The 23,879-nt window shown below is 46.8% G+C and carries 22 protein-coding genes; 7 read left to right on the top strand and 15 right to left on the bottom strand.

Annotated elements, in window-relative coordinates; genetic code table 11:
• Positions 1-99: 99 nt before the first annotated feature.
• The 11 genes from gpmI to OU814_RS07380 all read right to left on the bottom strand — a co-directional run bounded on the left by gpmI (position 100) and on the right by OU814_RS07380 (position 10,058).
• A complete protein-coding gene (gpmI, locus tag OU814_RS07330) occupies positions 100-1,716 on the bottom strand; it encodes a 2,3-bisphosphoglycerate-independent phosphoglycerate mutase (protein ID WP_442786140.1) in 1,617 nt (538 codons plus the stop codon).
• Positions 1,717-1,948: 232 nt separating this feature from the next.
• Positions 1,949-3,667: an ABC-F family ATP-binding cassette domain-containing protein gene (locus tag OU814_RS07335; RefSeq protein WP_017289609.1), complete on the bottom strand. Its 1,719-nt coding sequence runs from the start codon at positions 3,665-3,667 to the stop codon at positions 1,949-1,951.
• Between the two features lie 64 nt (positions 3,668-3,731).
• Positions 3,732-4,079 (bottom strand): DUF952 domain-containing protein, encoded by a 348-nt coding sequence (locus OU814_RS07340; protein WP_017289608.1) that lies wholly within the window; start codon positions 4,077-4,079, stop codon positions 3,732-3,734.
• On the bottom strand, positions 4,061-4,210 hold the full coding sequence (locus OU814_RS07345; RefSeq protein WP_017289607.1) for a hypothetical protein: 150 nt from the start codon (positions 4,208-4,210) through the stop codon (positions 4,061-4,063). The genes OU814_RS07340 and OU814_RS07345 overlap by 19 nt, the downstream gene beginning before the upstream one ends.
• Before the next feature lie 130 nt (positions 4,211-4,340).
• The gene (locus OU814_RS07350; RefSeq protein ID WP_017289606.1) at positions 4,341-4,532 is read right to left on the bottom strand and encodes a hypothetical protein; all 192 of its coding nucleotides are present in this window, start codon (positions 4,530-4,532) and stop codon (positions 4,341-4,343) included.
• Positions 4,533-4,717: 185 nt separating this feature from the next.
• A complete protein-coding gene (locus OU814_RS07355; RefSeq protein ID WP_017289605.1) occupies positions 4,718-5,161 on the bottom strand; it encodes an ATP-binding protein in 444 nt (147 codons plus the stop codon).
• Positions 5,162-5,457: 296 nt separating this feature from the next.
• Positions 5,458-6,057, bottom strand: coding sequence for a J domain-containing protein (locus OU814_RS07360; protein ID WP_190650535.1), 600 nt, complete (start codon positions 6,055-6,057; stop codon positions 5,458-5,460).
• A 133-nt stretch (positions 6,058-6,190) separates the two neighbouring features.
• On the bottom strand, positions 6,191-6,784 hold the full coding sequence (locus OU814_RS07365) for an ATP-dependent Clp protease proteolytic subunit (protein ID WP_017289602.1): 594 nt from the start codon (positions 6,782-6,784) through the stop codon (positions 6,191-6,193).
• Positions 6,785-6,803: 19 nt separating this feature from the next.
• Positions 6,804-7,430: an ATP-dependent Clp protease proteolytic subunit gene (locus OU814_RS07370; RefSeq protein ID WP_036044782.1), complete on the bottom strand. Its 627-nt coding sequence runs from the start codon at positions 7,428-7,430 to the stop codon at positions 6,804-6,806.
• An 85-nt stretch (positions 7,431-7,515) separates the two neighbouring features.
• Positions 7,516-8,202 (bottom strand): ATP-dependent Clp protease proteolytic subunit, encoded by a 687-nt coding sequence (locus tag OU814_RS07375; RefSeq protein WP_017289600.1) that lies wholly within the window; start codon positions 8,200-8,202, stop codon positions 7,516-7,518.
• Between the two features lie 284 nt (positions 8,203-8,486).
• Positions 8,487-10,058 carry a bifunctional pantoate--beta-alanine ligase/(d)CMP kinase gene (locus OU814_RS07380; protein WP_017289599.1) on the bottom strand — a complete coding sequence of 524 codons (1,572 nt, stop codon included), beginning with the start codon at positions 10,056-10,058 and terminating at the stop codon, positions 8,487-8,489.
• Positions 10,059-10,207: 149 nt separating this feature from the next.
• On the opposite strand from OU814_RS07380, the gene OU814_RS07385 reads away from it, so the two are divergent.
• On the top strand, positions 10,208-10,798 hold the full coding sequence (locus OU814_RS07385) for a transcriptional regulator (protein WP_017289598.1): 591 nt from the start codon (positions 10,208-10,210) through the stop codon (positions 10,796-10,798).
• Positions 10,799-10,803: 5 nt separating this feature from the next.
• Here the strand turns inward: OU814_RS07385 and OU814_RS07390 are convergent, their stop codons facing one another.
• The gene (locus tag OU814_RS07390) at positions 10,804-11,277 is read right to left on the bottom strand and encodes a VOC family protein (protein WP_242044346.1); all 474 of its coding nucleotides are present in this window, start codon (positions 11,275-11,277) and stop codon (positions 10,804-10,806) included.
• Positions 11,278-11,313: 36 nt separating this feature from the next.
• Complete coding sequence (locus OU814_RS07395) at positions 11,314-13,476, bottom strand: AAA family ATPase (protein WP_268181606.1); 2,163 nt, start codon at positions 13,474-13,476, stop codon at positions 11,314-11,316.
• Positions 13,477-14,215: 739 nt separating this feature from the next.
• Here OU814_RS07395 and OU814_RS07400 point away from each other — a divergent pair.
• Together OU814_RS07400 and OU814_RS07405 are read left to right on the top strand one after the other, a co-directional pair.
• Positions 14,216-16,417 carry a SulP family inorganic anion transporter gene (locus tag OU814_RS07400; protein WP_242045070.1) on the top strand — a complete coding sequence of 734 codons (2,202 nt, stop codon included), beginning with the start codon at positions 14,216-14,218 and terminating at the stop codon, positions 16,415-16,417.
• 40 nt (positions 16,418-16,457) lie between these two features.
• Positions 16,458-17,939 carry a phenylacetate--CoA ligase family protein gene (locus tag OU814_RS07405; RefSeq protein ID WP_268181610.1) on the top strand — a complete coding sequence of 494 codons (1,482 nt, stop codon included), beginning with the start codon at positions 16,458-16,460 and terminating at the stop codon, positions 17,937-17,939.
• Here OU814_RS07405 and OU814_RS07410 read toward each other — a convergent pair.
• Complete coding sequence (locus OU814_RS07410) at positions 17,915-18,529, bottom strand: esterase/lipase family protein (RefSeq protein WP_268181612.1); 615 nt, start codon at positions 18,527-18,529, stop codon at positions 17,915-17,917. The genes OU814_RS07405 and OU814_RS07410 overlap by 25 nt on opposite strands.
• A gap of 93 nt (positions 18,530-18,622) precedes the next feature.
• On the opposite strand from OU814_RS07410, the gene OU814_RS07415 reads away from it, so the two are divergent.
• Positions 18,623-19,477 carry a lysophospholipid acyltransferase family protein gene (locus OU814_RS07415; protein ID WP_268181614.1) on the top strand — a complete coding sequence of 285 codons (855 nt, stop codon included), beginning with the start codon at positions 18,623-18,625 and terminating at the stop codon, positions 19,475-19,477.
• 45 nt (positions 19,478-19,522) lie between these two features.
• Here the strand turns inward: OU814_RS07415 and OU814_RS07420 are convergent, their stop codons facing one another.
• Positions 19,523-19,855, bottom strand: a complete 333-nt coding sequence (locus OU814_RS07420; protein ID WP_268181616.1) for a XisI protein — start codon at positions 19,853-19,855, stop codon at positions 19,523-19,525.
• A 329-nt stretch (positions 19,856-20,184) separates the two neighbouring features.
• Here OU814_RS07420 and OU814_RS07425 point away from each other — a divergent pair, with 329 nt between their 5' ends.
• The 3 genes from OU814_RS07425 to OU814_RS07435 all read left to right on the top strand — a co-directional run bounded on the left by OU814_RS07425 (position 20,185) and on the right by OU814_RS07435 (position 23,852).
• A complete protein-coding gene (locus OU814_RS07425) occupies positions 20,185-20,646 on the top strand; it encodes a PIN domain-containing protein (RefSeq protein ID WP_268181618.1) in 462 nt (153 codons plus the stop codon).
• The gene (locus OU814_RS07430) at positions 20,633-20,845 is read left to right on the top strand and encodes a hypothetical protein (protein ID WP_268181619.1); all 213 of its coding nucleotides are present in this window, start codon (positions 20,633-20,635) and stop codon (positions 20,843-20,845) included. The genes OU814_RS07425 and OU814_RS07430 overlap by 14 nt, the downstream gene beginning before the upstream one ends.
• Before the next feature lie 475 nt (positions 20,846-21,320).
• Positions 21,321-23,852, top strand: a complete 2,532-nt coding sequence (locus OU814_RS07435; protein WP_268181621.1) for a sigma 54-interacting transcriptional regulator — start codon at positions 21,321-21,323, stop codon at positions 23,850-23,852.
• The last annotated feature ends 27 nt before the right edge of the window (positions 23,853-23,879 follow it).

A 23,879-nucleotide genomic window follows, 5' to 3' on the forward strand; every position in this document is an offset into this window, starting at 1 on the left:
TGCACAACAAATCGACCCACACTCTTTTCCCTTGCACAAAAAATCCCCCAGGCAAATTTTCACCTAGGGGACAGTTCAAACATGACTCTCGAAAATTACCTAGCGCGCAATCTTAACAGGTGTGCGATTTGCTCTCACATCAAACTCCGCCTTCTCGATCAGCGATCGCCCTGTCATCTCTTCCGGGATCGGTAACTTCAAGATATCCAAAATTGTCGGCGCAATATCCGCCAACCTTCCGTCATCTCGCAAAGAAACTTCAGTTCCATGCCCCGGAATCTTTAAGCCCTCTCCTTCCACCAAAATGAAAGGAACCGGATTCGTCGTATGCGCTGTCCAAGGATTGTGGTTTTCATCCCACATTACCTCTGCATTGCCGTGATCGGCTGTGATTAGGGCTGTTCCACCTGCTCGATTAATCGATTCCAGCAATTGCCCCAAACATCGATCGACGGTTTCTAGCGCTTCTACCGTCGCATCCATTTGTCCCGTATGCCCCACCATATCCGGGTTGGCATAGTTAATCACAATCATGGAATAGATACGCTTTTCCACAGCCGCGATCGCGCCTGCTGTGACTTTTTCCGCCGACATCGCAGGCTTTTTGTCGTAAGTCAGTACCATTGGACTCGGAACTAACTCGCGATCTTCTCCTGGGAAAGGCTCCTCTAGCCCCCCGTTGAAAAAGTAAGTCACGTGAGCATATTTCTCAGTTTCAGCCGTGCGCAGTTGCCGCAATCCGTGACGAGAGATCACCTCGCCTAAGATGTTGTTGAAGTTTTGCGCCTCAAAGGCGACCTTGACCGAAAGCGAGGGATCGTATTGGGTAAACGTCACAAATGCCAGCGGAGAGATCAGGGTTCTCTCAAATCCGTTAAACGCAGGATCAACAAACACCTGCGTCAATTGCCGGGCGCGATCCGGACGGAAGTTAAAGAAAATAATGCCGTCGCCAGGTTCAATCGCTCCCGCAACCAGTCGAGTCGGCTCAACAAACTCATCGGTCACGCCTGCTTCGTAAGACTGTTTCAGCACGTCGATCGCATTTTGTCCCGTTCCCTCTCCGGGTTGGGTCATCGTCCGATAAGCCTTTTCAACGCGATCCCAACGGCGATCGCGATCCATCGCGTAATAGCGACCGCTAATGGTGACAATCTTGCCAATCCCGACGCGGTCGATTTCAGCTTGCAAGTGCTGGATTTCTTGAATTGCAGCCTTTGGAGGCGTATCGCGACCGTCCGTGATCGCATGAATATAAACTTCTTCCAGCCCTTGTGACTTCGCTAAGTTGAGCAATCCAACCAAGTGAGAAATGTGAGAATGAACGCCACCCGTCGAACATAACCCAACTAGATGCAACTTCGTCTTCCGATGCTGCACAGTTTGACAAACTTCGACTAACTTTGGATTCTGTGACAGCGTTCCAGTCTCGACTGCATCAGAAATCCGCACCAATTCTTGAGGGACGACGCGCCCTGCCCCGATGTTCAGGTGTCCGACTTCTGAATTGCCCATTTGCCCATCGGGTAATCCGACATCTCGACCAGAAGTCCGAATTAACGTGTGCGGATACGCTGCCCACAGACTATCCATCACCGGAGTCTTCGCCTGCGCGATCGCGTTGCCATCGCGACTATCGCGGTAGCCCCAGCCATCCAGAATAATAAGCACCACAGGAGAAACAGGCGCTTGCCCCATATTTTTCTGCCCTTTCACTGAAATATTCTCCGCAAATCATAGCATTGCTCAGTAATCCTTCGCGTTTTCCCTGCATATAAAAATCAACTTCGCTCTTTTGTTAACAATTTCTTAACAAGTTGATTTACTTCTTAAATCTTGCTAGGAAAACTACTCAGAAGAATCAACGATTTGCGATCAAGTCAAAGATTGATCACAAATCGTTTTCTCGAATTCTAATGCTTTGAATCTTAGCGGTTTTTTCTGGAAATTACGCGCTTCTTTGAGCTTTTTTCGTTTTTTCTTTTTCTTTCTGCTTCGCGCGTTTTTCGGCAGCTTTCGCTTCTTTTTCAGCCTCGATCGCGGTTAATCTGGCTTTCTCTTTCTCCTCAGCGATTTTATCCAGGTAGTAGTGGTAATCTCCCCGGTACAAGCGGAGTTCGCCGTCTCGAATCTCGACGATTTTGTTGGCAGTTCGAGAGATAAAGTAGCGATCGTGCGACACGATGACGACACTGCCATCGTAATTTTGAATCGCTTCTTCTAACATTTCTTTGGCAGGAATATCTAAATGATTCGTTGGCTCATCCAGAATCAGCAAATTAGCGGGTTGAAGCAGCATTTTTGCTAATGCCAACCGCGCTTTTTCTCCTCCGCTGAGCGATTCTACCTTCTTGAAAACGGTATCACCACTAAACAGAAATCGCCCTAAATGTGTGCGAACTTCCTCATTTTTCCAATCTGGGACTTCATCGTGAATTGTATCGGCGACGGTTTTATTCAAATCCAGTGCTTCCGCCTGATTTTGCTCAAAATAACTGGGAATCACGTTGTGATCCCCTAACTTAATGGTGCCTTCGACTGCCTGTTCACTTCCGGTCATGAGGTGCAGCAGGGTTGATTTTCCAGCTCCGTTGGGTCCGAGAATGGCAATATGATCCCCACGTTCAATCAGCAACTCTGCGCCTAAGAACAGAATTTTGTCGCCATACATATGCGTGAGATCTTCAATGATCACCACTTCGCGTCCGCTTCGGGGTGCGGGCGGGAATCGAAAATGCAGCGTTCTCACATCAGAATCGGGCGCTTCGATCCGCTCAATTTTATCGAGTTGTTTTTCGCGGCTCTTTGCCTGCGTGCTTCGAGTCGCACTGGCACGGAAGCGATCGACAAATGCCTGTTGTTTCTCCAGTTCTTTCTGCTGCCGCTCAAATGCGCTCATTTGTGCGTCTCGCTGTTCCTGCTTCTGCTGCAAGTAAGCGGAGTAATTGCCGAGATACGTGGTCGATACACCGCGCTCAGTTTCCACAATTTGGGTGCAGAGTCGATCAAGAAATTCTCGGTCGTGAGACACAATCACCATTGGAGTAGAAAGGTCTTTGAGATAGTTTTCTAACCATTCGATCGTTTCTAAGTCCAAATGGTTCGTCGGCTCGTCAAGGAGTAAGAGATCAGGCGATTGAAGGAGAATCTTGCCCAAACTCATCCGCATCTGCCAGCCGCCACTGAAAGCGCTGACCAAACGATCGCCATCATCAGAATCAAATCCCATTTCAGGCAAAATTTTCTCAATCCGAGTTTCTAGCCCATACCCATCCATCGCCTCGAATTGCCGCTGCAGCCGATCCATTTTGTTCAGCAACTTGTCTAACTCTTCTGGCGTTGCGGATTCCATCGCCACATGCACTTTAGATAGCGCTTCATGCACCTCGTTTGCCTCTTTGAAGGCACGCCAAAATTCTTCCCGGACAGTGCGCGTGGGATCGACTTCAAATTCTTGCGTCAAATAGGCTATGTGCAGACTCGCAGGACGAATCACTTCACCATCGGTGGGTTCAATTTCGCCTGCAATGATTTTGAGCTGCGTCGATTTGCCTGCGCCATTCACACCGACTAGCCCAATGCGATCGCCCGGTTTGACTTCCCAGTTAATGTCTTTTAGGACTTCGCCAGTGGGATAGATCTTACTAACGTGTTCGAGGCGCAACATAAAAAACTCCAGGGTTAGGCAAGTTTTAAAATCTTAACAAAACCTAACCACTTCGGATTTTTAGTTACAGATTATTTGGAAGCAAAAATGTCCCATCTGCATGGGGTGGAAAGTCGAGAATTTTGACGATCGCATCTGCATTCAATTCACCATAGATATGCGGAAAAGTTCCAACGCCTTCAACTGCTTCATATCGAATCTCTGAATTCACCTTTTGAGGATCAATGCAGAGTAAAACGAGGTCACGCTGTCCTGCGTAAAACTGATTGGCAACCCAAATCACCTGATCCTGAGTTGAACAGTGAATAAACCCTTCCGTATCCAAAGAATCAGCGCGATAAACTCCGGTTCGCTGTGCAATTTCGGCGCGATCGCGAGTCGTAATGTGCAAAATCAATTGATCGATCCCCATTCTCGCATCGGAAATGAGAAGAGAGCATGAAAGAGTGGGCTAGATGTTTCTTTAGGTTTAGGCATACCAATCCCAGCGAGCAGTGCTAAGAGTACTGTGATGGCGATCGCCTGGAGAAGCTTCTCTAACATCTCAAACCTCACTCAATCAATTTTCAGGCAAGGATGATCGGGTAGGCATCCTTGATAAGATCTTACTTAAGATTGATGCAAATGCCTACATCCTTTAGGATCCTATCAACTTAGCCTCTAAACTTAGCGTCTAGTTGAGTGTTGTCTGTGCCTGAAGTTTTTTTTCCTTGATCCCGCAGAATGCTCCTGCTACAGGTCTCGGTGCTTGAAGATGGGGCAACGTTGGAGGAGATGCGATCGCACTCGCAATCGGTTGGGTCAACAATGTAATCAGACACGAACAACCTGCCAACAAAAATAGCTCTAACCGTTTCGTTTTCATTGCACTTAAATAATCCGCGATCGGGCAATCTGCTCTGCCAAGATAGCAAAAAAATACCGCAATGACTCGTCTACATTGCAGAAGTCGAAACGTACAGACAATTCTAGGAATGCTAAAGAACCCAGATCAAAAGGCCTAAAGAGTTATTTCTGACAGAATTCAATTGACGTAAAAGAACATTAGTACTAAACTACTAAAGGCAAGCGAGCAGAATTCCGAATTTGCTTACAGAGTCGCAATTCCGTTCCTTCTTCGTTCCATTCAACTTGGTCAAAAACCTGATATAAGATATACAATCCCCGCCCTGATTCACCTTCGTAGCAAGGGAGTTGACCTTCAACTTCTTCTTCACAACAGCAGACCGGAGCATCAAAACCGCATCCCTGATCTGAAATGATCCACCAATACTCATCAGCGACCATTGAAAACTGAATTAGAACTTTTTTGCCAGGATCAAGGCAATTCCCGTGTTTTGCGGCATTGACAAGAGCTTCTTGGAGTCCTAACCGCACCTCAGCCCGCCAGCGGCTAGGAACTTTTGAGAGGAGAAGATCCAAAATCGGAATCAGATACAGCGTCGATGGGAAGCTGACCGTGTTCCAATTGCGCCCAACCGGACGAGGAGACATCGCAATCACTCAGAAAACCCCGTTGCTTTCAAATGGATCAACATACCGATCATTCAGCAATCGCACCTGGGAACGTTTGGTTACTTCTAAAAACCGAGTCAGAAATGATTGAAGAACCGTGAAGTTTTTATCTACCTTTACTGCCAATCTGTTAAATGTGAAAGTCTTGGCAACGAGTTATATAAAGTCGAAAATTTATATGAAACTACGCAGAGCAAGCTTGCTCAATGTAGCCTTCTACATTCATCCTATACCAAAATACGCGCCTCGGAGTACGTTTTTTGGCTGAATTGCAGCTAGCGCCGTCGATAAATTTTTTCTTCAAGACGACGAAAGTCTTGTTCGATTTCTGCCCAAAGTCTGCGATTGTGGGGATCAGTACGGAGCGCCTTTTTCAAATAATTCCGGGCTTTTTCATAATCGCGATCTTGAATCAGATGTTGTCCCCAACGGTGATAAGTGATCGCTTGCCATTGTCGAACATCGGGGTGATCAGGAAAGCGTTGCGCTAATCCTTCTGCTAAAGCAATTGCGCGCGGGAATTTCTTTTGTTTGAATAAGTCTTGCAGTTGCTCATAGGACGACTGTAGAAGATGGCGATCGACCAATGAGAGTTCTGGCGCATCGGGATTCTGTGCGACTTTATGAACTTTGACTTTGATTTCTGCGGGTTCTGCTGCAACAGGGGGATCTTGGGGTGACACTTCAGCAGGCAGAATGCTCAGCAAAAATTGATATGCCTCAGTGATGCGGATGAAGCGTTCTTTTGCGCGATCGTCATTTGGATTCAGATCAGGATGCAGTTGACGGGCGAGCCGACGATAAGCAGTTTTGATGTCTTCGTAGGTCGCTCCTGCCCTCAATCCTAAGAGTCGATAAGAATCAGCAATGTTCATGAATACAAAAAAGGGCAGAACTATTTGCATTCTGCCACTTGTTTTTGTATTTGGTGTATCGCAGATTTGACGAATCGTGCTGAATCATTCACTCTAGCGAACAAAATTTGCTAGAGCACACTGCAAATCATCATTAAACGGTTTCGATCACGCGATCGATTAATCCATATTCTTTTGCTTCAGCAGCAGACATGAAATAATCGCGATCGGTATCCCGCTCAATCTTCTCCAGCGGTTGACCTGTACGCTCAGCCAGCATTTCATTCAGTTGCCGACGCATCCGAATGATTTCTCTCGCTTCGATTTCGATGTCGGTTGCTTGCTGACGACCGGTTCCCCCTAACGGCTGGTGAATCATGATCCGGGTGTGCGGTAGTGCAACCCGTTTGCCTTTGCTGCCAGCGGCAAGTAAGAATGCACCCATTGAGGCTGCTAGACCCACACAAATGGTGATCACTTCAGATTTGATGTGCTGCATGGTGTCGTAGATCGCCATCCCTGCTGTGACAGAGCCACCGGGGGAATTGATATACAACTGAATCGGTTTCGTCGGATCTTCAGAGTCGAGGTAGAGCATGATCGCTACGATTTGGTTAGCGATATTGTCATCTACGTCTTGGCTCAAGAAAATGATGCGCTCTAAGCTTAAGCGCTGATAGATATCGATCCATTGCTCATAGGAGCTACCTGGCAAACGATACGGGACTTTGGGAGTTCCAATTGGCATAGGACAGTCTCTTGTGTAATTAAACTAAAGCGGGAATTTGCTTGGGTAACTCTTTGGGGCTTTCCAGAACTCGATCGATGAGTCCGTAGTCTTTTGCCTCTTGAGCAGTGAGGTAGAATCTGCGATCGAGATCTTTGGTCAGTTTCTCAACTGATTGCCCCGTATTCATCGAGAGAATTTCGAGGAACGTTGCGCGATCGGCAAGTACCTTTTTCGCATCCACTTGAATGTCTGTGGCTTGACCGCGCGATCGCCCGTATTGCGGAGACAGCACAATTTCAGCGTTCGGCAAACTCAGTCTTGAGCCTTTTGTACCGGACGACAATAACAAGACGGCGCTACTCGCTGCCATTCCCATACAAATCGTATGAACGGGTGCTTTGATGTATTGCATCGTGTCGTAGATTGCCATACTCGCCGCGAGCGACGAGACTCCTCCAAAGGCTTCACCAGGAGAGTTGATGTAGAGATAAATGGGTTTGGTTGCGTCTTCTGAATTGAGATACAGCAAGAGTGCAACGATCCCATTGGCGTTGTTGTCGTCGATTTCGTCATCGAGGAAAATGATTCGCTCGAATGCCATGCGGGTGTAAATGTCCACCCACTGCACCATTTGACTGCCGGGGAGGCGGTAAGGAACTTGCATAGGGCAAAAGAAGTAGAAGGTGGGGAGTGGGGAGTGGGGGAGTGGGGAATCCGTTTAAATTCTCCCCATTCCCCTATTCCTCGAATTATGTCAAGGCAGCAACAGGTTTGGGTAATTCCTTGGTGCTTTCGAGAACCCGATCGATTAGCCCATATTCTTTGGCTTCTTGCGGAGTTAGATAGAAGGTGCGATCGGTGTCTTTGATGATTTTCTCGATCGACTGTCCGGTGTTCTTAGAAAGAATGTCCAGGATTGCCGCGCGGTTGTCGAGGACTTCTTTTGCTCGAATTTGAATATCTGTCGCTTGTCCGCGTGTGCCCGATTTGGGTTGATTGAGCACGATCGTGGCATGAGGAAGACTAGCTCGGAAGCCTTTGGTTCCGGCAGAGAGAATCATTGCCGCCGTTCCGACTGCTTGACCGATGCAGATCGTGTGAACGGGAGGTTTGATGTAATTAATCGTGTCACAGACTGCAAACGCTTCGGTTTCAAACCCAATCGTTTCTCCTTGCCACGAGGTTCCGGTGGAATTGATATAGAAGAAAATCGGTTTTTCGGGATCGTCGAATTGCAGATATAAGAGCTGTGCGATGATCAGACGAGTGTAATCTTGGTTGGGGTTTCTGCGATATTCATCGATCGAGTGCAGAGGTCCACCGAGATATACAATGCGCTCTTTCAGCATCAGAGATGCGAGGTCTGGAGGGGGCGTGCGATAAGACGCATCGCCATAGTAAGTCGAGGACTGAACAGCCTTAATCGGTGATTCCATAGCAGCTTGCCTGAAACAATTGCCTAAAGTGGCGGTTTATTCATGGTAGCGCGTGAGACGAGGAATAATGCAGTCACCGGAGGATGGGAATCCCGAAATCGCTGAAAGTTCCCGAAATTGCTGAAAGTTAACGAGACGAAGAGACGCTAAGTGTAAAACAGGTTTGCGCCCGTAGTTTGTTCGAGCATAGAAGATTCAGAATCATTCTGCAAAAAATTCCCTCTACTTTGTCTGGCAAATTCTGCGGCAGAGAAAGTAGAGGGAATGCCATTAGATTTCTAACATTAGATTTCTAAGGAGTCTAAGCTGAGAGAAGCAGTTTTCTCTTGATACAGGCTGACGATCGTATTCAGCACATCCGCTACACTCATTGCATCGGATTGAATCTCGATCGCATCTGATGCCTTTCTCAAAGGTGAAATTGTGCGAGTGCTATCTTTGCGATCGCGCTCAAAAATCGCCTGCTCTAAATCTGCGAGATTCGCCGCAGGTTGACCCATACTTTTGAGATCAAGCTGTCTGCGTCGCGCCCGTTCCTGAATTGAAGCTGTCAGATAAATTTTGACTTCTGCATCTGGAAAAACATGCGTTCCGATGTCACGCCCATCTACTACGATGCCGCCGCGCCGACCATAACTTTGCTGCTGTTTGACCAATGCCTCACGCACGGCTGCCTGCGCCGCGATCGTCGAAACATGCGCCGTCACTTCCGGAGTCCGAATTGCTTGGGTTACATCCTGTCCATTCACCAATACAACTGGAATTGCCGTATCGGTTTGAAAATCGATCTCACACTGATGCGCCAACTCAGCAACGGCTGGCTCATCGCGCAAATCGACTCCAGCTTCGAGTACAAACCAGGTTAACGCCCGATACATTGCGCCTGTATCGAGATAAAACAGTCCCAATTGTTTCGCTACGCTGCGTGCTACGGTCGATTTGCCTGCACCTGCTGGTCCATCGATCGCAATAATAGGACGACGATCGCGCAAGATTGTGTTGTCGATCAGGCGGGTCGAACCTAGGCGCGCCGCCAATGCAAGCAAGCCCTCATCAGTTACGGTGTCTAAAGATTTCAGCGTCATCGGATCTACAAGTTCGATATACTCCGGTTGCAGTGACGGGACTTTTTCGAGTTCCTGTTTAACTGCCTGCACTAAGGTAGCACTTACACGCTCCCCAGATCGAAATAGTTTTTCAGCTTGTGACAATCCTCGATAAAGCGCGCTTGCCTTTATTCTTTCTTCATCACTAAGATATTGGTTCCGGGAACTCAGCGCTAAACCGCTTGGTTCGCGGACAATCGGGCAAGGCACGATCGTAACGGGCAGATTCAAATCTCGAACGACTTGTTGAAGAATGGCAAGCTGTTGGGCATCTTTCTGACCAAAATAAGCGCGATCGGGCTGAACTAAATTAAAGAATTTTGTCACAATTGTCGCTACCCCTTCAAAGTGTCCAGGACGCACGACCCCACATAAACCGGACATCATTTCAGCGGGAGGTTGAACCCGAGTTTGGATCGGGGGAACTGTCGCCATTTCAGCGACGGTGGGCGCAAATATGACATCGACTCCGGCTTGTTCGCACAAGGCACGATCTCGCTCCAGAGTTCGAGGATACCGTCCAAAGTCTTCGTTCACGCCAAACTGCAATGGATTGACGAAAATGCTGACAACAACGATTTGATTTTCTTGACGTGCGCGCTCAATTAAGCTCAGATGCCCGGTGTGGAGTGCACCCATTGTGGGGACGAACCCGATCGTCGATTCTGCTGAATCCGTCGCCACGGGCTGTTTTTTCTGTACCGATTTTAGATAGCACCGCAATCCCGCAACGGTCGTGAACAAGCGCACAAGTCCTCCTGAACTCTGTCGATGACAAATCTATTTAAGTTTAGTGAATCTCCGCACTTTTTCGCGAGCTTCTAAAAGTTTGCAAACACAAGGAGGAGAGCGACTTAAAATTTGCTAAAGTGTAAACCTTTCTTAGAATAGACCCCTCTATGTTATTGAACGAGAAGCAGCAGCGAATCTTGTCGATTATTGATGCCGGACATACAACAGGCGAGGGGATTGCAGATGAGATCGGGTCTTCGATGCAGATGATTCGCTATTACTTGGATACGCTGGCTGAAGATGGCTATCTCAAGGTGGCGAAGGTTTACGATAATGCGACACGCGAGTTTCAAGTGGTACGCGCGTATTTAACCGACAAAGGCAAGGCGGCACTGGTCAAGGTGGCTCCAGATGCAGTAGTGCAGACGATCGAGCAGACCGTAGCTCCGACCGCATCGAATGAGATGGAGTTGATTATTCAGGCGTTAGACCGAGTTCAGCCGATTGTGGAGGCGTTGCCGAGCGATCGTGCGGAGATTGCTTGTGTGTATCTAGAAGATTTGCAGAATGAGATGAAAGTGGCATACCGTCGAAAGCCACAGCGGATTAAGGCGTATTTTTTAGCGTTGTTGGGGACGGCATTGCCTGCGATTCAGCAAACGGGAAGGGCTGATGCCTTTGTTGAGGATGCACGATTTTTAGCAGATAAGTTCGGGGTAACGGTGAAGTTACCAGAGAATGTTGGGGATTTGAGTTGAGCGAGTTACGGTTGGCGATCGCAGCGAATTTCTAACATAAATCCATCGGGATCGTAAAAATAAATTCCGCGTCCGGTTGGGCGAGAAACAGGTCCGTGATCGATGAGCACGTTGTAATGATGGAGCACTTCAACGGCTCGATCGAATAATTCGGGCGCAATATCAAATGCAAAATGATTCATTCGAGTAAATTGCTGTTTCGGGTCAGAATCGGGTGGCGATAGTTCTGGCTCCCAAAATAAATCGATAATCGTTCCGTCGGGGGTTTTGAAATTGGCAATTTTTCCTGCTTCCACTTCCGCCTTTAACGTCTCAGGCACTTCTGCCCCGGTCAGTTCGTGCAGTCCTAAAACCGTGCCATAAAAATGCCGCGCGACTTGTAAATCTTTGACGTTCAACGCGAGATGATGCACTTCCCGCAGACAGCCCGCGAGTGAAACAGTGGAAGGTTGAGGAGTAGAGAGCATCGCGAATTCCATTGCTTTTACTTTCGCTCTGATTCTATCAAACTCACATTAAGGGCGCTTTTTCGCTTGCAGCCATAAAGTGCTGCTTTTCCACTTCACCGTTTGATTGAGCAAGCGAGTTGAGAAAAGCTGTTGAATCTGCGCTACTTCCGCAGGCTTCAAGGATTGCGCTAAGTGTTCAGCATAGGTGAGTTGATCAGAACCGGATGTGAACCAGCGATCGAAAAGCGATCGCGATAAATACACTTCAGTTTGGGTCTGCTCAGTCTGCACTTCAACCTCAAACCCTGCTTGCTCAAAATTAGCTTGCAACGTTTCAATTGACCAATTCAGTTTTGGATCGTCTGGATTCAGATAAATTGCTTCTTCGGCTTGTTGCCAGCGATCGTATAGTTTCGGCTTCAACCAGAGTGGATCAGCAAGTTGATACAACCGTTGGGCAGCCCTTGGCATCGATTCTGCTAAAACAATTTGACCATGAGATTCAAGTAATGCAGACAAAGCTGCAATCGCGCTAACTTTATCCGATTCCGCATAGAGTGCATTGCGCCCGATGATGCGATCGAACTTCAGAGGTTGAGGTAACGCTTGAACGAGAATCGGGCGAGAGAGTTCGGGTAAGGATTGTATTTGTTCATTAAGAGCTGCGAACTCTTTTTCGGTTCCTACATGGCCATATACTCCTCCTTCAGGAACTTGGCGAACTGCCTCCCAAAGTAATAATCCACTGCCTGCATTCAAATCGAGAACGAGATGATGACGTTGAAGATGTGCTAGTGCAAAAATGCGATCGCGTACAGTTCCCAATCTTTCTCCAACTTGGCTCAGCGATCGAGCTAGCCATCGATCTAAGCTCGAATTCTTCGGACTCGTCGTCAGTCTTTCCCCGATTCCTTCAACTAAAGCTGCGAGTTGCGCTTCGCGATCGCGCTGGACTTTATCTCGAATCGTTGCTTCAAAGCCTTGATCTGAAGGTTGATAAAAGACTTGCCCTTGCAAGCTACTGGGTAAGTATTGCTGTGCGACCCAATGTTCGCGATATGAGTGTGGATAGAGATAGTTCGCACCATGTCCAAAGCCTTCTTTATCTCGATTCGGATCTCTCAAATGCAGAGGGACATCTGATTCGCGTTCTCGTTCTACTGCTGACAGTGCATCAAAGAAACCCATGACGCTATTCGATTTTGGCGCGTTTGCTAGATAGAGCGCTGCTTGAGCTAGGGGATAACGTCCTTCGGGCATTCCCACTCGATCGAATGCCTCTGCACAAGCATTGACTGTGACAACTGCATTCGGATCTGCTAAGCCCACATCTTCACTCGCTAAAATCAACATACGGCGCAAGATAAATCGCGGATCTTCTCCGGCATAAATCATTCGGGCTAACCAATACAGCGCAGCATCCGGATCAGAACCGCGCAAGCTTTTAATGAAAGCACTAATCGTATCGAAATGGGCATCGCCTTCTTTGTCGTAAAGCACGGCTCGTTGCTGAATGGATTCTTCAGCAATGGCAACCGTGATGTGAATGATACCTTGCTGATTCGGTGGGGTAGTTTCAACTGCAAGCTCTAAAGCATTGAGCAATGATCGAGCATCGCCATTCGCAATGTTAACCAGATGAGCGATCGCATCGGCATCTATCTGAATCTTCAAGTTTCCATATCCTCGCTCGGAATCGTGAAGAGTCTGTTCAACGACTTGCTTTAAATCTTCTGAATTCAACGGTTTTAGTTGAAAAAGACGCGATCGACTAACTAAAGCTTTATTCACCTCAAAATAGGGATTTTCGGTTGTTGCACCGATGAGGATAACTGTTCCATTTTCAACCCAAGGCAGCAATGCATCTTGCTGAGCTTTGTTAAATCGGTGAACTTCATCGACAAACAAAATTGTGCGTTGATTGAAGTTTTTGCGACGTTCTTGCGCAGTTGCAATGGCATCGCGAATATCTTTAATCCCGGCAAGAACAGCATTAATCGCAATAAAGTGAGCTTGCGTTGTGTTCGCAATAATTTGAGCAAGCGTCGTCTTTCCAGTTCCAGGAGGTCCGTAAAAAATCAGCGATGACAATTGATCAGCTTGAATTGCACGACGGAGTAAGCGTCCTTGACCCACGATCGCAGTTTGTCCAACAAATTCATCGATCGTTCTTGGACGCATTCTTGCAGCAAGCGGTGCGGCGGAATCACGCTGATCAAATAAGTTCACGAGTTCAAAGCCCTCACTACATTTTTTAACCAATGCAAACACAGGTTCTCTCAAGATTCAGTCTTGCAAACCCTGATCATAACGACATCAAGAGCGTTTGAAGTCGAAAACACAACATCAGCGAACAAATTCAAATTGTTCCCTGAGATACAATTAAACCCTTTAAAAGCAGATTTACTTTAGTAGGGTTTATATTCAAGGAAAATATACTTGTACTAAGTTCCTAAGCTCGACTTTATCCATTAGTCGCCAGGCTTTCGTGCGTAGTGATTGAGTTTTGCCTATTCTCTTAGACTTTTTGCCAGATCACTTTCGGCAATTCCAGAACCAGCAATCCGGCTTCATTCAACAGATAGTACGAAAGCATTGCTGTTTGATGATCCCGAGAATCAGCCCAGCAGTGAGACTTGCAATCACAGGTGTACCCTTGGCTTCCTGTTTTGAAGACGAAAGCATTGTTTGACCTCTTTCGCATTGGGCTAGAAATCGAGCAGTTGACACCTGACTAAGTTCAAGTTAGCCGATCGATTCCGTAGTAAATTGGAGGAAATAATGATGTTATGATCCTTCCACGACAACCAAATTGTAGAGTAGAGAGCAGTTGAAGACTAGTATTCATGGCTCAAACCCTTATAGATTGTGACGCTCAACAGTCTATTCGTCAGGAAGGCTTGACGAGCCTATCAAGTTCAGATCCTTCTCTCAGTTTGTCGTGAACTTTCAAGACAAAGCTTCTCTGATGATTTCTAAATACTTTAACCGCTCCGTCCAGTCGCCTGTTTTTCCCAACATTCTGGCAGGGCTAATTTCTGGGTTAGTGTGTGTTACGTATAGTCTATCCTTCGCAGCGCTGATTTTCTCTGGTAGTCTGAGCACTCATCTGTCTGCTGGCATTTATAGTGCTCTGATTAGTGCCACGATCGTTGGGATTGCGGTTGCGCTGAAGAGTTCTTTTACCTGCGCGATCGCAGGCCCAGATTCTAATACCTCTGCCATTCTCGCCCTGATGGCAAGCGCAATTGCATCTCAGTTAAGCAATGCACCCAGTCTTTTACCAACTGTCTGGACAATGCTGGTGATCAGTTCTATTGTGTCTGGTATTTTCTTAATCGGACTGAACTATTTACAGCTAGGACAATTTGTTCGCTTTATTCCTTACCCTGTGATTGGCGGATTCCTCGCTGGAGCGGGTTGGCTGATCATTCGCGGTGGATTTGTTGTCACGACTGGGATAGCTTTAGAATTTGAAAATTTTAGCGCCTTATTTCACTTGAGCCATTTGCTTCATTGGCTATCTGCTGCGGGATTTGCGCTGCTGCTCAAACTCGTTCTTAGTCGGTATAACCACTATCTTGTCGTTCCTGCATTTTTGCTTGCAGGATTTGTGCTGACCTATCTCGTGCTGGGAAGTATGGGAATTTCTTTAGAACAAGCAAGAGCTGAAGATTGGTTATTTTCAGCGTCCAGCATCAACCAGCAGGAGTCTTTTACTGGATTGCCAAGTGTGTTGCAGATTGATTGGCGGGTTTTGTGGAAGGAGATTCCCAGCCTGCTCGCAATGATGTGCGTCCTGGCACTTTCAACACTGCTGAATGCTACAGGATTAGAACTCATCAGCCAACAAGACATTGATATCAATCGAGAACTGAAAACCTGTGGCGTTGCGAACTTAGCAGCCGGAATTGGAGGCGGAATGGTCGGCTTTCTGTCTTTTAATCGCAGTGTTTTGAATCGTTCTGCCGGGGCGACTGGTCGATTATCAGGCATCGTTGCTAGCCTGTTTTGCGCTGCATTTCTGTTTTTAGGAACTGAGGTGATTGCCTTTGTTCCGAAGCCACTGTTAGGAGGACTCCTGTTCTATATTGGTCTCAACTCCTTGATTGAATGGCTCTACAACGCTCGGAAGAGATTACCGACGATCGAGTACACGCTGATTATCTTGATTTTGGTGATTATTGCTGGATCAGGTTTTCTGCAAGGAGTCGGGGCTGGACTTGTGATTGCTTGTCTCATCTTTGCTGTGAACTATAGCCGTACGCCTTTAATCCATTCTGAGATGTTTGGCAACAATCGCCCTAGTAATTTTGAGAGATCGTTTCAACAACAGCGAATTCTGCGTCAGCAAGGGCAGCAAATTTATATCTTATGTCTTCGCGGATATATCTTTTTTGGCACATCGAATACATTCCTCAACCATGTGCGAGATGTCTTGGCACGCGCGAAAACGCCCATTCGTTATCTCGTATTTGATTTTCACCTGATTAATGGATTGGATTCATCTGCTGTTTCTAGCTTTGTCAAACTCCGCCGCTTTGCCCAGCAACAAGATTTACATTTAGTCTTTACGCATCTTCCGCCTGAACTTGAGCGGCAATTCATTCAGAATGATTGTTTGAAAGTCGAAGATGATCCGATCTGTCGTCGATTTCCTGACCTCGATCGAGGAATTGAGTGGTGCGAAGAACAGATTCTCAAAGCAATTCAATTGAGAAGAAGGCGATTTCTGCCTCTGACTCTGCAAATCCCAGAGCTTTTGATGCTTTCAAAGGAAGAGACTCGGCAATTTATGAGCTATCTTGAGCCACTTCAGATCCCAGAAAATCACATCTTATTTACCCCAGGAGCAGCAGCAGACACGCTGTATTTTTTAGAGAATGGTCAGATGAGCCTCTTGAGCCAGTCTACCTCTGGAGAACCTAAACGGGTGCGGACTTTGAGTTCTGGTACGGTGCTAGGAGAAGTTGAGTTTTATCAAGATAGTGTTCGCTTGGTGAGCGCGATCGCAGATAAAGGAAGCAGTCTATATTGTCTTTCCAAACAAAACTTACAAGCGATGCAGAAAAATCATCCTCAGCTAGCGGCTGCATTCCACCAATTCATTGCTCATCTTTTGGCAGAGCGTCTATTTTCATCGACCCATTCCAATGTTGAGCAACAGTAGCGATTCAATCTTACCCATGGACTCTTCACCATCACAATCAATGCTTTCCTCGCTTCAATCCTTTCTCACAACTCCGCTGAGCGATCGGCTTCGCTCGACTCCAGGCGAAGCAGAAACAGAGGTTGTTCGGCTGTTTCAGACGGTTGCAGCTCATGTCCCGGCTTATCGATCGTTTTTGCAAGAACACAACATCGATCCAGCATCGATTCAAACTTTTGCTGATTTTCAGACCCTTCCACTCACAACTAAATCTTCTTACCTCAAACGTTATTCACTGGCTCAACTTTGCCGCAATGGCAAGTTAGAAGCTTGTGATATGATTGCAGTCTCTTCTGGCTCAACTGGACAGCCGAGCTTTTTTCCTCGATCGCTCTCAGATGAATTTCAAATTGCTACTCGATTTGAACAGATTTTTCACGATAGCTTTCAAGCCGATCAGAAACGTACACTCGCGATCGTATGTTTTGCGCTAGGAACTTGGGTCGGAGGAATGTTTACTGCAAGCTGCTGTCGGCATGTTGCAAGTAAAGGCTATCCAATCACCGTGATTACTCCTGGCAATCAAAAGGCTGAGATTTTTCGAGTACTAGAAGCGCTAGCACCAGAATTTGAGCAAGTTGTTTTACTCGGATATCCGCCCTTTCTCAAAGATGTGATTGATAGTGGCATTGCTCAGGGAGTTCCCTGGCAGAACTATCACATCAAATGGGTATCGGCGGGAGAAGTGTTTAGTGAAGCTTGGCGATCGCTGGTTGGGCAACGGATTGGCTCGACGAATATTAACTATGATTCTGCGAGCTTGTATGGAACTGCGGATGCAGGTGTGCTAGGAAATGAAACGCCTTTGAGTATTTGTATTCGTCGGTGGCTAGCAGACCATCCCGATGCTGCTCGTGAATTGTTTGGGGAATCTCGTTTACCGACTTTAGTTCAGTATGATCCGTTGAGCCGATTCTTTGAAGTCCAAGATGGAACATTGTTGTTTTCTGGCGATAGTGGACTGCCGCTGATTCGCTACCACATTGCAGATAGTGGAGGATTGCTTACCTATGATCAAATGATCGAGTTTCTCGCAGCACGGGGATTTGATCCGATCCAGGAACTTCAAGGCGATCGAGGCATACATCCCCTGCCATTTGTCTATGTTTTTGGTCGATCGGCATTTACTGTGTCTTACTTTGGAGCAAATGTCTATCCGGAAAATGTCAGTGTCGGACTCGAACAATCTCCGATTTGTGATTGGGTCACCGGTAAGTTTGTCATGCAAGTAAAAGAGGATGACGATCGTAATTCTATTTTCTCGATCGTCGTAGAGTTAGCACCCAACGTTAGTGCAAGTGAAGAGAAGCAGCAAGCGATCGCGATCGCAATTTTGCAGCAGTTACAACGGCTGAATAGTGAATTTGCGAACTATGTTCCTCAAGCCTATCAACTTCCTCAAATCACCCTAAAAACAACAGGTGATCCAGAGTATTTTCCTCCCGGTGTGAAGCATCGTTATACACGCCCATCGAATGCTTGAACCACGGTTTCTTGAATGCGTTGATCGTTCATCATAAACGTGTGATACACCGGGAAAGTAATCACGCGATCGCGGCTCGACAGATAGGTTTCATTCAATGCCACAATGCCATCGTTCACATCTGTTCCAAAGGGACTCCATGCTCCTCTAAGACCGCTGGTTCCGGCAATGATGGTATAGGACGACGTGAGCGGAGGCAATTTGTCAAAAAAGGCTGGATCTGCGAGATTTGCGCCACACTGACCTGTCCACCATTGAAACAGAGGGATCTGATTGGCGAAGGTTGCGAGCCGAGGCTGACGATTGGGAGTTCCGAGCATCACAATCTGTTTGGGCAAGGCTGAGCGGATTTTTCCCAATGCCGATCGCGTTAACAATCCGCCGAGCGAGTGCGCGACAATCCCGTAAGGTTCTCGATCTGCGAGCGTCTCTAACCGCGATCGCAGACGTTCCACGATTTGATCATAGGATTCTAGAACAGCCGCGTAAGCAAACTGTTCTGTTGTCCATCCCGCTTGTTGTAACCGCCGTTCCAAAGTGAGTAGAGAAAACGGGCTGCGAGACAGCCCATGAATCAAAAGTAGTTTCATCCCAATTGAGGTTTCAATTTCTTACAAGCGACCTAATGGTTTATCCTGCTCTCTAGGATTATATTTGCTTCTCAACCCGTCGTAATCAGCAACATGGTTTTACAGTCCCATTCGTCTAGGGAACCCGGATGGTCATTAGATCTCCGCAATCCACAAGTCATTCAATCGCTCGTCCCGATATTTGGATGGTTCTACGAGCATTACTTTCGGGTGCAGACGAGCGGCTGGGAACAGATTCCTACTGAAGAACCTGTTTTGATTGTCGGTTCGCACAATGGCGGCATGGCAGCACCAGACATGATCATGATGATGTATGACTGGTTTCAACGATTTGGCTACGATCGCCGAATTTATGGATTGATGCACCCGCAAATGTGGAACGTATTACCGCCACCTTTGACAAAATTAGCGGCTGAAGTGGGTGCGGTTCAGGCTCATCCTAAGATGGCAATCGCGGCTTTGCGGAGTGGTGCGAATGTGCTGGTCTATCCGGGTGGCCCGTATGATGTTTTTCGTCCACATCGATTACGCGATCGTATTTGTTTGGAGGAGAACCGAGCATTTATTAAGCTTGCTTTGCGGGAGAAGGTGGCGATCGTTCCTGCGATTTCTTGGGGTGCTCACGATACGCTGATTGTTCTCGAAGATTACTATGCGCTCGTGAAGCAACTACATCGTTGGGGAATGCCTTGGCTGTTTGGGATTGATCCGATCGTGTTTCCGATTTATCTGGGATTGCCTTGGGGTTTAGCGATCGGCCCACTGCCGAACATTCCTTTTCCAATACAGATTCATACTCAAGTTTGCGCTCCGATTCGATTTGAACGATATGGACGAGATGCTGCAAACAATCACGCTTATGTGGAAGCGTGTTATCAGCAGGTGCGTCTGCAAATGCAAAAGGATCTCGATCATTTAATCAAATCGACGACTCCAACACATCGTTAAGTGATCGCTTAACTCTGAATCTATAGCAACACTTTGAAGCGATGATTAGCTGACAGCGTAGTCGGTAAATTGACGGCGAAAAGGCGATTGAAACCCGAGAACAATATCCGTTTTGGGTACACCTCGATCGACGAGTTCTTGCCCAAGGTCGATCTCAGTTCCATTGTATTGAATCCAAACTTTTTCATCTTTGAGATCAAGATGCATCACACACCCGTAGATCCGGCGGCGATTTGACCAACCCACATTCACAACTTGGTAGTGATCTCGTTGAGTATCAAAGATACATTGAGAATCGACTTCTGCATCGGAACGTCGATCGCTGTATTCAGTCAGAATTGTTTGGACGATTTCTCGATATTGGGTTAGTTTATCCATTGGCAAATCTCCTCTTGCTCATCATAGATCAGCAATCTCAATTGCATTCTTTGAATCACTTTCTGGATGAAAGGAGTTGGCGCTATCGATTGAAAAGATTTTACAGTTCAGCGATCGTACAAGCCTTTCCCATTCTTTCTACGATCGACAATGAAATCGATCAATTCAGCTTTTAACGCTGCCTTTGGCGAAGCCACCAAGCAACCGTCTCAATATTTGCTGAATGCGCGAAAGTTTTGCTACATTCTGCACTCAATTTTTTCTCTAAAGATTAAAGTTCTCGTAGAATGATTGGTAGGTTAGACAACGCTTGATGTGGTAGACGCTGAATGAGTTTTCTTATCTATCTTGATGTTTGCTGTTTCAATCGTCCATTTGATGATCAACGTCAGGAACGAATTCGATTAGAAGCGGAAGCAGTGTTACTCATCTTGGAGCGGTGTCAAAACGGGGTATGGACTTTGATAGGAAGTGAAGCAGTTGAGGCGGAAATTGGGCAGATTCGCGATCCCGATCGTTTGGCTCAAGTGCAAACATTCGCAGGTGCAGCAGCACAACGAGTGATTGTCGATGGGTCTGTCGAGCGGCGAGTGGAAGAATGGATTAGACAAGGATTTGGAGCTTTTGATGCGTTTCATTTAGCTTGTGCTGAAGCGGGAAATGTAACAGTTTTGTTGACGACGGATGACCGTTTTCTACGACGGGCAATACGGATGGGAGACATGCTACAAGTAAGAGTAGCGAATCCTTTGCAGTGGCTTTTGGAGGTGACGAGTGATGAGCGCGAATGATTTGACTCCACTACAACTTCGACGAAAAGGACTAGAAGCTCTGCGGGATGCACTGGGAGTTGTAGGAATGGTGCGGTTTTTGCAGCAGTTTGATCAGGGCAGTGGAGATTACACACGCGATCGCAATCAATTACTTGAAGATGTGACGATCGAGGATGTTATGGAGCAAATCCGCCAAAATCGCGATCGCAAATCCTGATTTTTAGATGCGGTTTTCAGAAGCGATCGCTCAAAGATTCTCGGTTTTGCTGATTGAGCGATCGATGTTTCTGGTTAGATTGGGTTGGCGGCATTGACTTTCTCGCTGCGTTGCTTTCTCGCCCTCGAATGAAATTCGGGGCTAATGCAGGGAAGTCTACTTAAGGGACTAAAACAGCAATTTGAAGGGTTCTCAGTCCCTTTAGCGGACTTCGGACTGTTAGCCCTGAATTTCATTGTCCCAGAAATTATCAATGTTTCTGTAGAAAGTCCCAACATTGAGCGTAAAAGATAGAACGTTTTATCCTAAAGATTCAAATTTCCATCTCAAACACAGAGCGTTCTATGATCAACACTCAATCTTGTACCCGCTGTAAACAAATTTCTCATTTTCGGGCTGAACAGACATACTCCGGGTGAGAAGAAATGCGATCGTTCTATGATCAATCCTCTATCAACACACGCTAGGGGCAAACATGAACGTTTCAGAGCGAGTGAAATGGTTGCAAGAAAGGACTGAATTTGCACGTTTGAGTGAATCAGCGCTTAGCGCGATCGCTCAAGCCATCCAAGAACAGCAAATTCAAGAAAATCGTCGCATCGGACTCGAAGATACTCAGCCCAACGCCCTTTACATTCTTTACAACGGGCATCTAGAGAGCTATCGCACTAGTAAAACCAGTGCTGCCAAAGCAACTAGCCTGCTTCCAGGCGCGATCGTCTATCTCAAAGAATTACTCTTAGATGAAGTCGCAGAAGAAACCGTCATTACGCTAGACGATTGCACGATGTGGACAATTCCACGCGAAGAATTTATTGCGATCGCTCAACAATTTCCCGAACTAGGGCAAGCCATTTCGCGACAATTGGCAACCCAACTCGAACAAGCCGAAGCAGAACTCGCATACGAGCGAGAAAAACAGATCGCATTGCGACCTTACCTTGTGCCGAAAGTAAAACGCGGCATTGTTGGCACAAGCCGATATGCAACCCGACTGCGACAGGAAATTAAAAAGGCATCCAGCGATCGCGGTTCGGTGCTGATTTTCGGAGAACCGGGACTGGAAAAAGATAATTCCGCCGCATTGATTCATTTTGGTTCCAGCGATCGTAAAGAACCTTTGATCAAAATCAATTGCAACACCATGCAACCGAATGGGGCTGAGCTTTTTGGGCGAGTGGGCAAACCTGGATTGCTCGATTGGATTGGGCGCGGCACACTCATGCTGAACAATCTCGAAGACATCTCACCCGAATTTGAAGAAAAGCTCGTACAACTGCTCAAAACCGGGCAATTTACCCCGATCGCGCGCGAAGGAGAACCCGAACCCGAACCGCGATCGTATGAAGCGCGGTTGATCATGACTTCAGAAAAAGTCCTGCCGCAACTTGAGAAATGCAAACTGATTACGCATGTGATCAAAGTCCCACCCTTGCGCGTCAGAAAATCAGACATTGCACTGCAAGCAGATTACTACCTGAGTTTACTAACAAAATCGCGAGGCATTGCAAAACCCAAAATTACTCCAGAAGCATTGCGCCGACTTCAAGGTTATGACTTTCCAGGCAATTATGTAGAGTTAGAAAACTTACTCAACCGAGCCATTACCCAAGCCGAAGGCAGAGAACTTACCGAAGAAGTCTTCTGGTCAGCCGGAGATAAAAATCGACGCTTTCGAGTCAACCTACTCAACGCTTATCCAAAGCTCCGCCAGTTTCTCAGAAGTTCTTGGTGGCCAGATCGGATTAACTATGGGTTTACTTTGGGATTGTTTGCAGTCGTAGTTGTTGTGCTATTTGCTGCTCCGCAAACGCGCGATCGCAACTTTGCTTTAAATCTGTTTTGGGCATGGTGGTGGATGCTGATTCTCATCTCCTTCCCATTTGTCGGCAGGCTTTGGTGTGCAATCTGTCCATTTATGATTTATGGAGAACTCGCACAAAAAATCTCGCTCTGGCTCTTTCCCCGTAAGCTTCAACCTTGGGCAAGACAATCTGCCGAAAAGTGGGGGGGATGGTTTTTGTTCGGACTGTTCACCCTGATTTTGCTATGGGAAGAACTCTGGAACTTAGAAAACACAGCTTACTTATCTGGATGTCTATTACTTTTGATCACAGCCGGAGCCGTGATCTTTTCAGTGCTATTTGAGCGGCGATTTTGGTGTCGATATCTTTGCCCGATCGGTGGCATGAATGGTCTATTTGCAAAGCTTTCTATGATTGAACTCAGAGCGCAACAAGGCATCTGTTCCGCAACTTGCACAACTTACCAATGCTACAAAGGCGGTCCTCAAAAAGGCGAAGGCATGGAAACTGGAGGCTGTCCGATCTATTCACACCCCGCTCAACTGCAAGACAACAAAGACTGTGTATTGTGTATGACTTGCCTCAAAGCCTGTCCGCATCGATCTGTCGAACTTAACCTTCGTCCACCTGGAATCGAGCTATGGACAACACATCATCCGTCTTATTCGGAAGTGTGCTTACTATTTCTTCTCTTTGGAGCCGTTTTTTTACATCGCCTGCCTCAAGTTGAACAACTTTTCGGCATCAATCTACACTTAGACCACTTTGGGATTCATACGATCGTTTCAATGCTTGCTCTGATGTTTCCCGCAGCAATTTCACTGCTCTTTCACCAAATTCTGCGATTGTTAAATCGGCGATCGCGTCCGTTTCTCGAACTTGCCTATGGCTATCTGCCACTGGTTCTGGGCGTGAGTCTAGCGCATTACTTACATCTAGGCTTAACCGAAGCTGGACAAATTTTACCCGTCACCGCAGCAACTTTTGGAGGAAACGCAGAACTGATTGCAACATTACCGATCGCAGTTGCTCATCCTGCTGTGATTGAATTTTTACAAGCAGTAACACTCATTGGATCATTTTGGTGCAGCGTATTTTTAACCCAAAAGATTGCGCGACAACCCATTCAAAACTTACTGCCTCAACATTTTGCACTGGTGATTCTTGGTTCGGGATTGTGGAAGTTAATTATTGTTTCCTAGATCATTCTGACGGGATCATCTCTGATC

It is taken from the genome of Leptolyngbya sp. GGD, assembly GCF_026735145.1.
GTDB classification, from domain to species: Bacteria; Cyanobacteriota; Cyanobacteriia; order Leptolyngbyales; family Leptolyngbyaceae; genus Leptolyngbya; species Leptolyngbya boryana.

Coding starts and splice junctions, on each gene's coding strand:
- OU814_RS07335 (WP_017289609.1), bottom strand. CDS start 3,667: ATGTTGCGCCTCGAACACGTTAGTAAGATCTATCCCACTGGCGAAGTC.
- OU814_RS07340 (WP_017289608.1), bottom strand. CDS start 4,079: ATGGGGATCGATCAATTGATTTTGCACATTACGACTCGCGATCGCGCC.
- OU814_RS07345 (WP_017289607.1), bottom strand. CDS start 4,210: ATGTTAGAGAAGCTTCTCCAGGCGATCGCCATCACAGTACTCTTAGCA.
- OU814_RS07350 (WP_017289606.1), bottom strand. CDS start 4,532: ATGAAAACGAAACGGTTAGAGCTATTTTTGTTGGCAGGTTGTTCGTGT.
- OU814_RS07355 (WP_017289605.1), bottom strand. CDS start 5,161: ATGTCTCCTCGTCCGGTTGGGCGCAATTGGAACACGGTCAGCTTCCCA.
- OU814_RS07360 (WP_190650535.1), bottom strand. CDS start 6,057: ATGAACATTGCTGATTCTTATCGACTCTTAGGATTGAGGGCAGGAGCG.
- OU814_RS07365 (WP_017289602.1), bottom strand. CDS start 6,784: ATGCCAATTGGAACTCCCAAAGTCCCGTATCGTTTGCCAGGTAGCTCC.
- OU814_RS07370 (WP_036044782.1), bottom strand. CDS start 7,430: ATGCAAGTTCCTTACCGCCTCCCCGGCAGTCAAATGGTGCAGTGGGTG.
- OU814_RS07375 (WP_017289600.1), bottom strand. CDS start 8,202: ATGGAATCACCGATTAAGGCTGTTCAGTCCTCGACTTACTATGGCGAT.
- OU814_RS07385 (WP_017289598.1), top strand. CDS start 10,208: ATGTTATTGAACGAGAAGCAGCAGCGAATCTTGTCGATTATTGATGCC.
- OU814_RS07390 (WP_242044346.1), bottom strand. CDS start 11,277: ATGGAATTCGCGATGCTCTCTACTCCTCAACCTTCCACTGTTTCACTC.
- OU814_RS07400 (WP_242045070.1), top strand. CDS start 14,216: ATGATTTCTAAATACTTTAACCGCTCCGTCCAGTCGCCTGTTTTTCCC.
- OU814_RS07405 (WP_268181610.1), top strand. CDS start 16,458: ATGCTTTCCTCGCTTCAATCCTTTCTCACAACTCCGCTGAGCGATCGG.
- OU814_RS07410 (WP_268181612.1), bottom strand. CDS start 18,529: ATGAAACTACTTTTGATTCATGGGCTGTCTCGCAGCCCGTTTTCTCTA.
- OU814_RS07415 (WP_268181614.1), top strand. CDS start 18,623: ATGGTTTTACAGTCCCATTCGTCTAGGGAACCCGGATGGTCATTAGAT.
- OU814_RS07420 (WP_268181616.1), bottom strand. CDS start 19,855: ATGGATAAACTAACCCAATATCGAGAAATCGTCCAAACAATTCTGACT.
- OU814_RS07425 (WP_268181618.1), top strand. CDS start 20,185: ATGAGTTTTCTTATCTATCTTGATGTTTGCTGTTTCAATCGTCCATTT.
- OU814_RS07430 (WP_268181619.1), top strand. CDS start 20,633: ATGAGCGCGAATGATTTGACTCCACTACAACTTCGACGAAAAGGACTA.
- OU814_RS07435 (WP_268181621.1), top strand. CDS start 21,321: ATGAACGTTTCAGAGCGAGTGAAATGGTTGCAAGAAAGGACTGAATTT.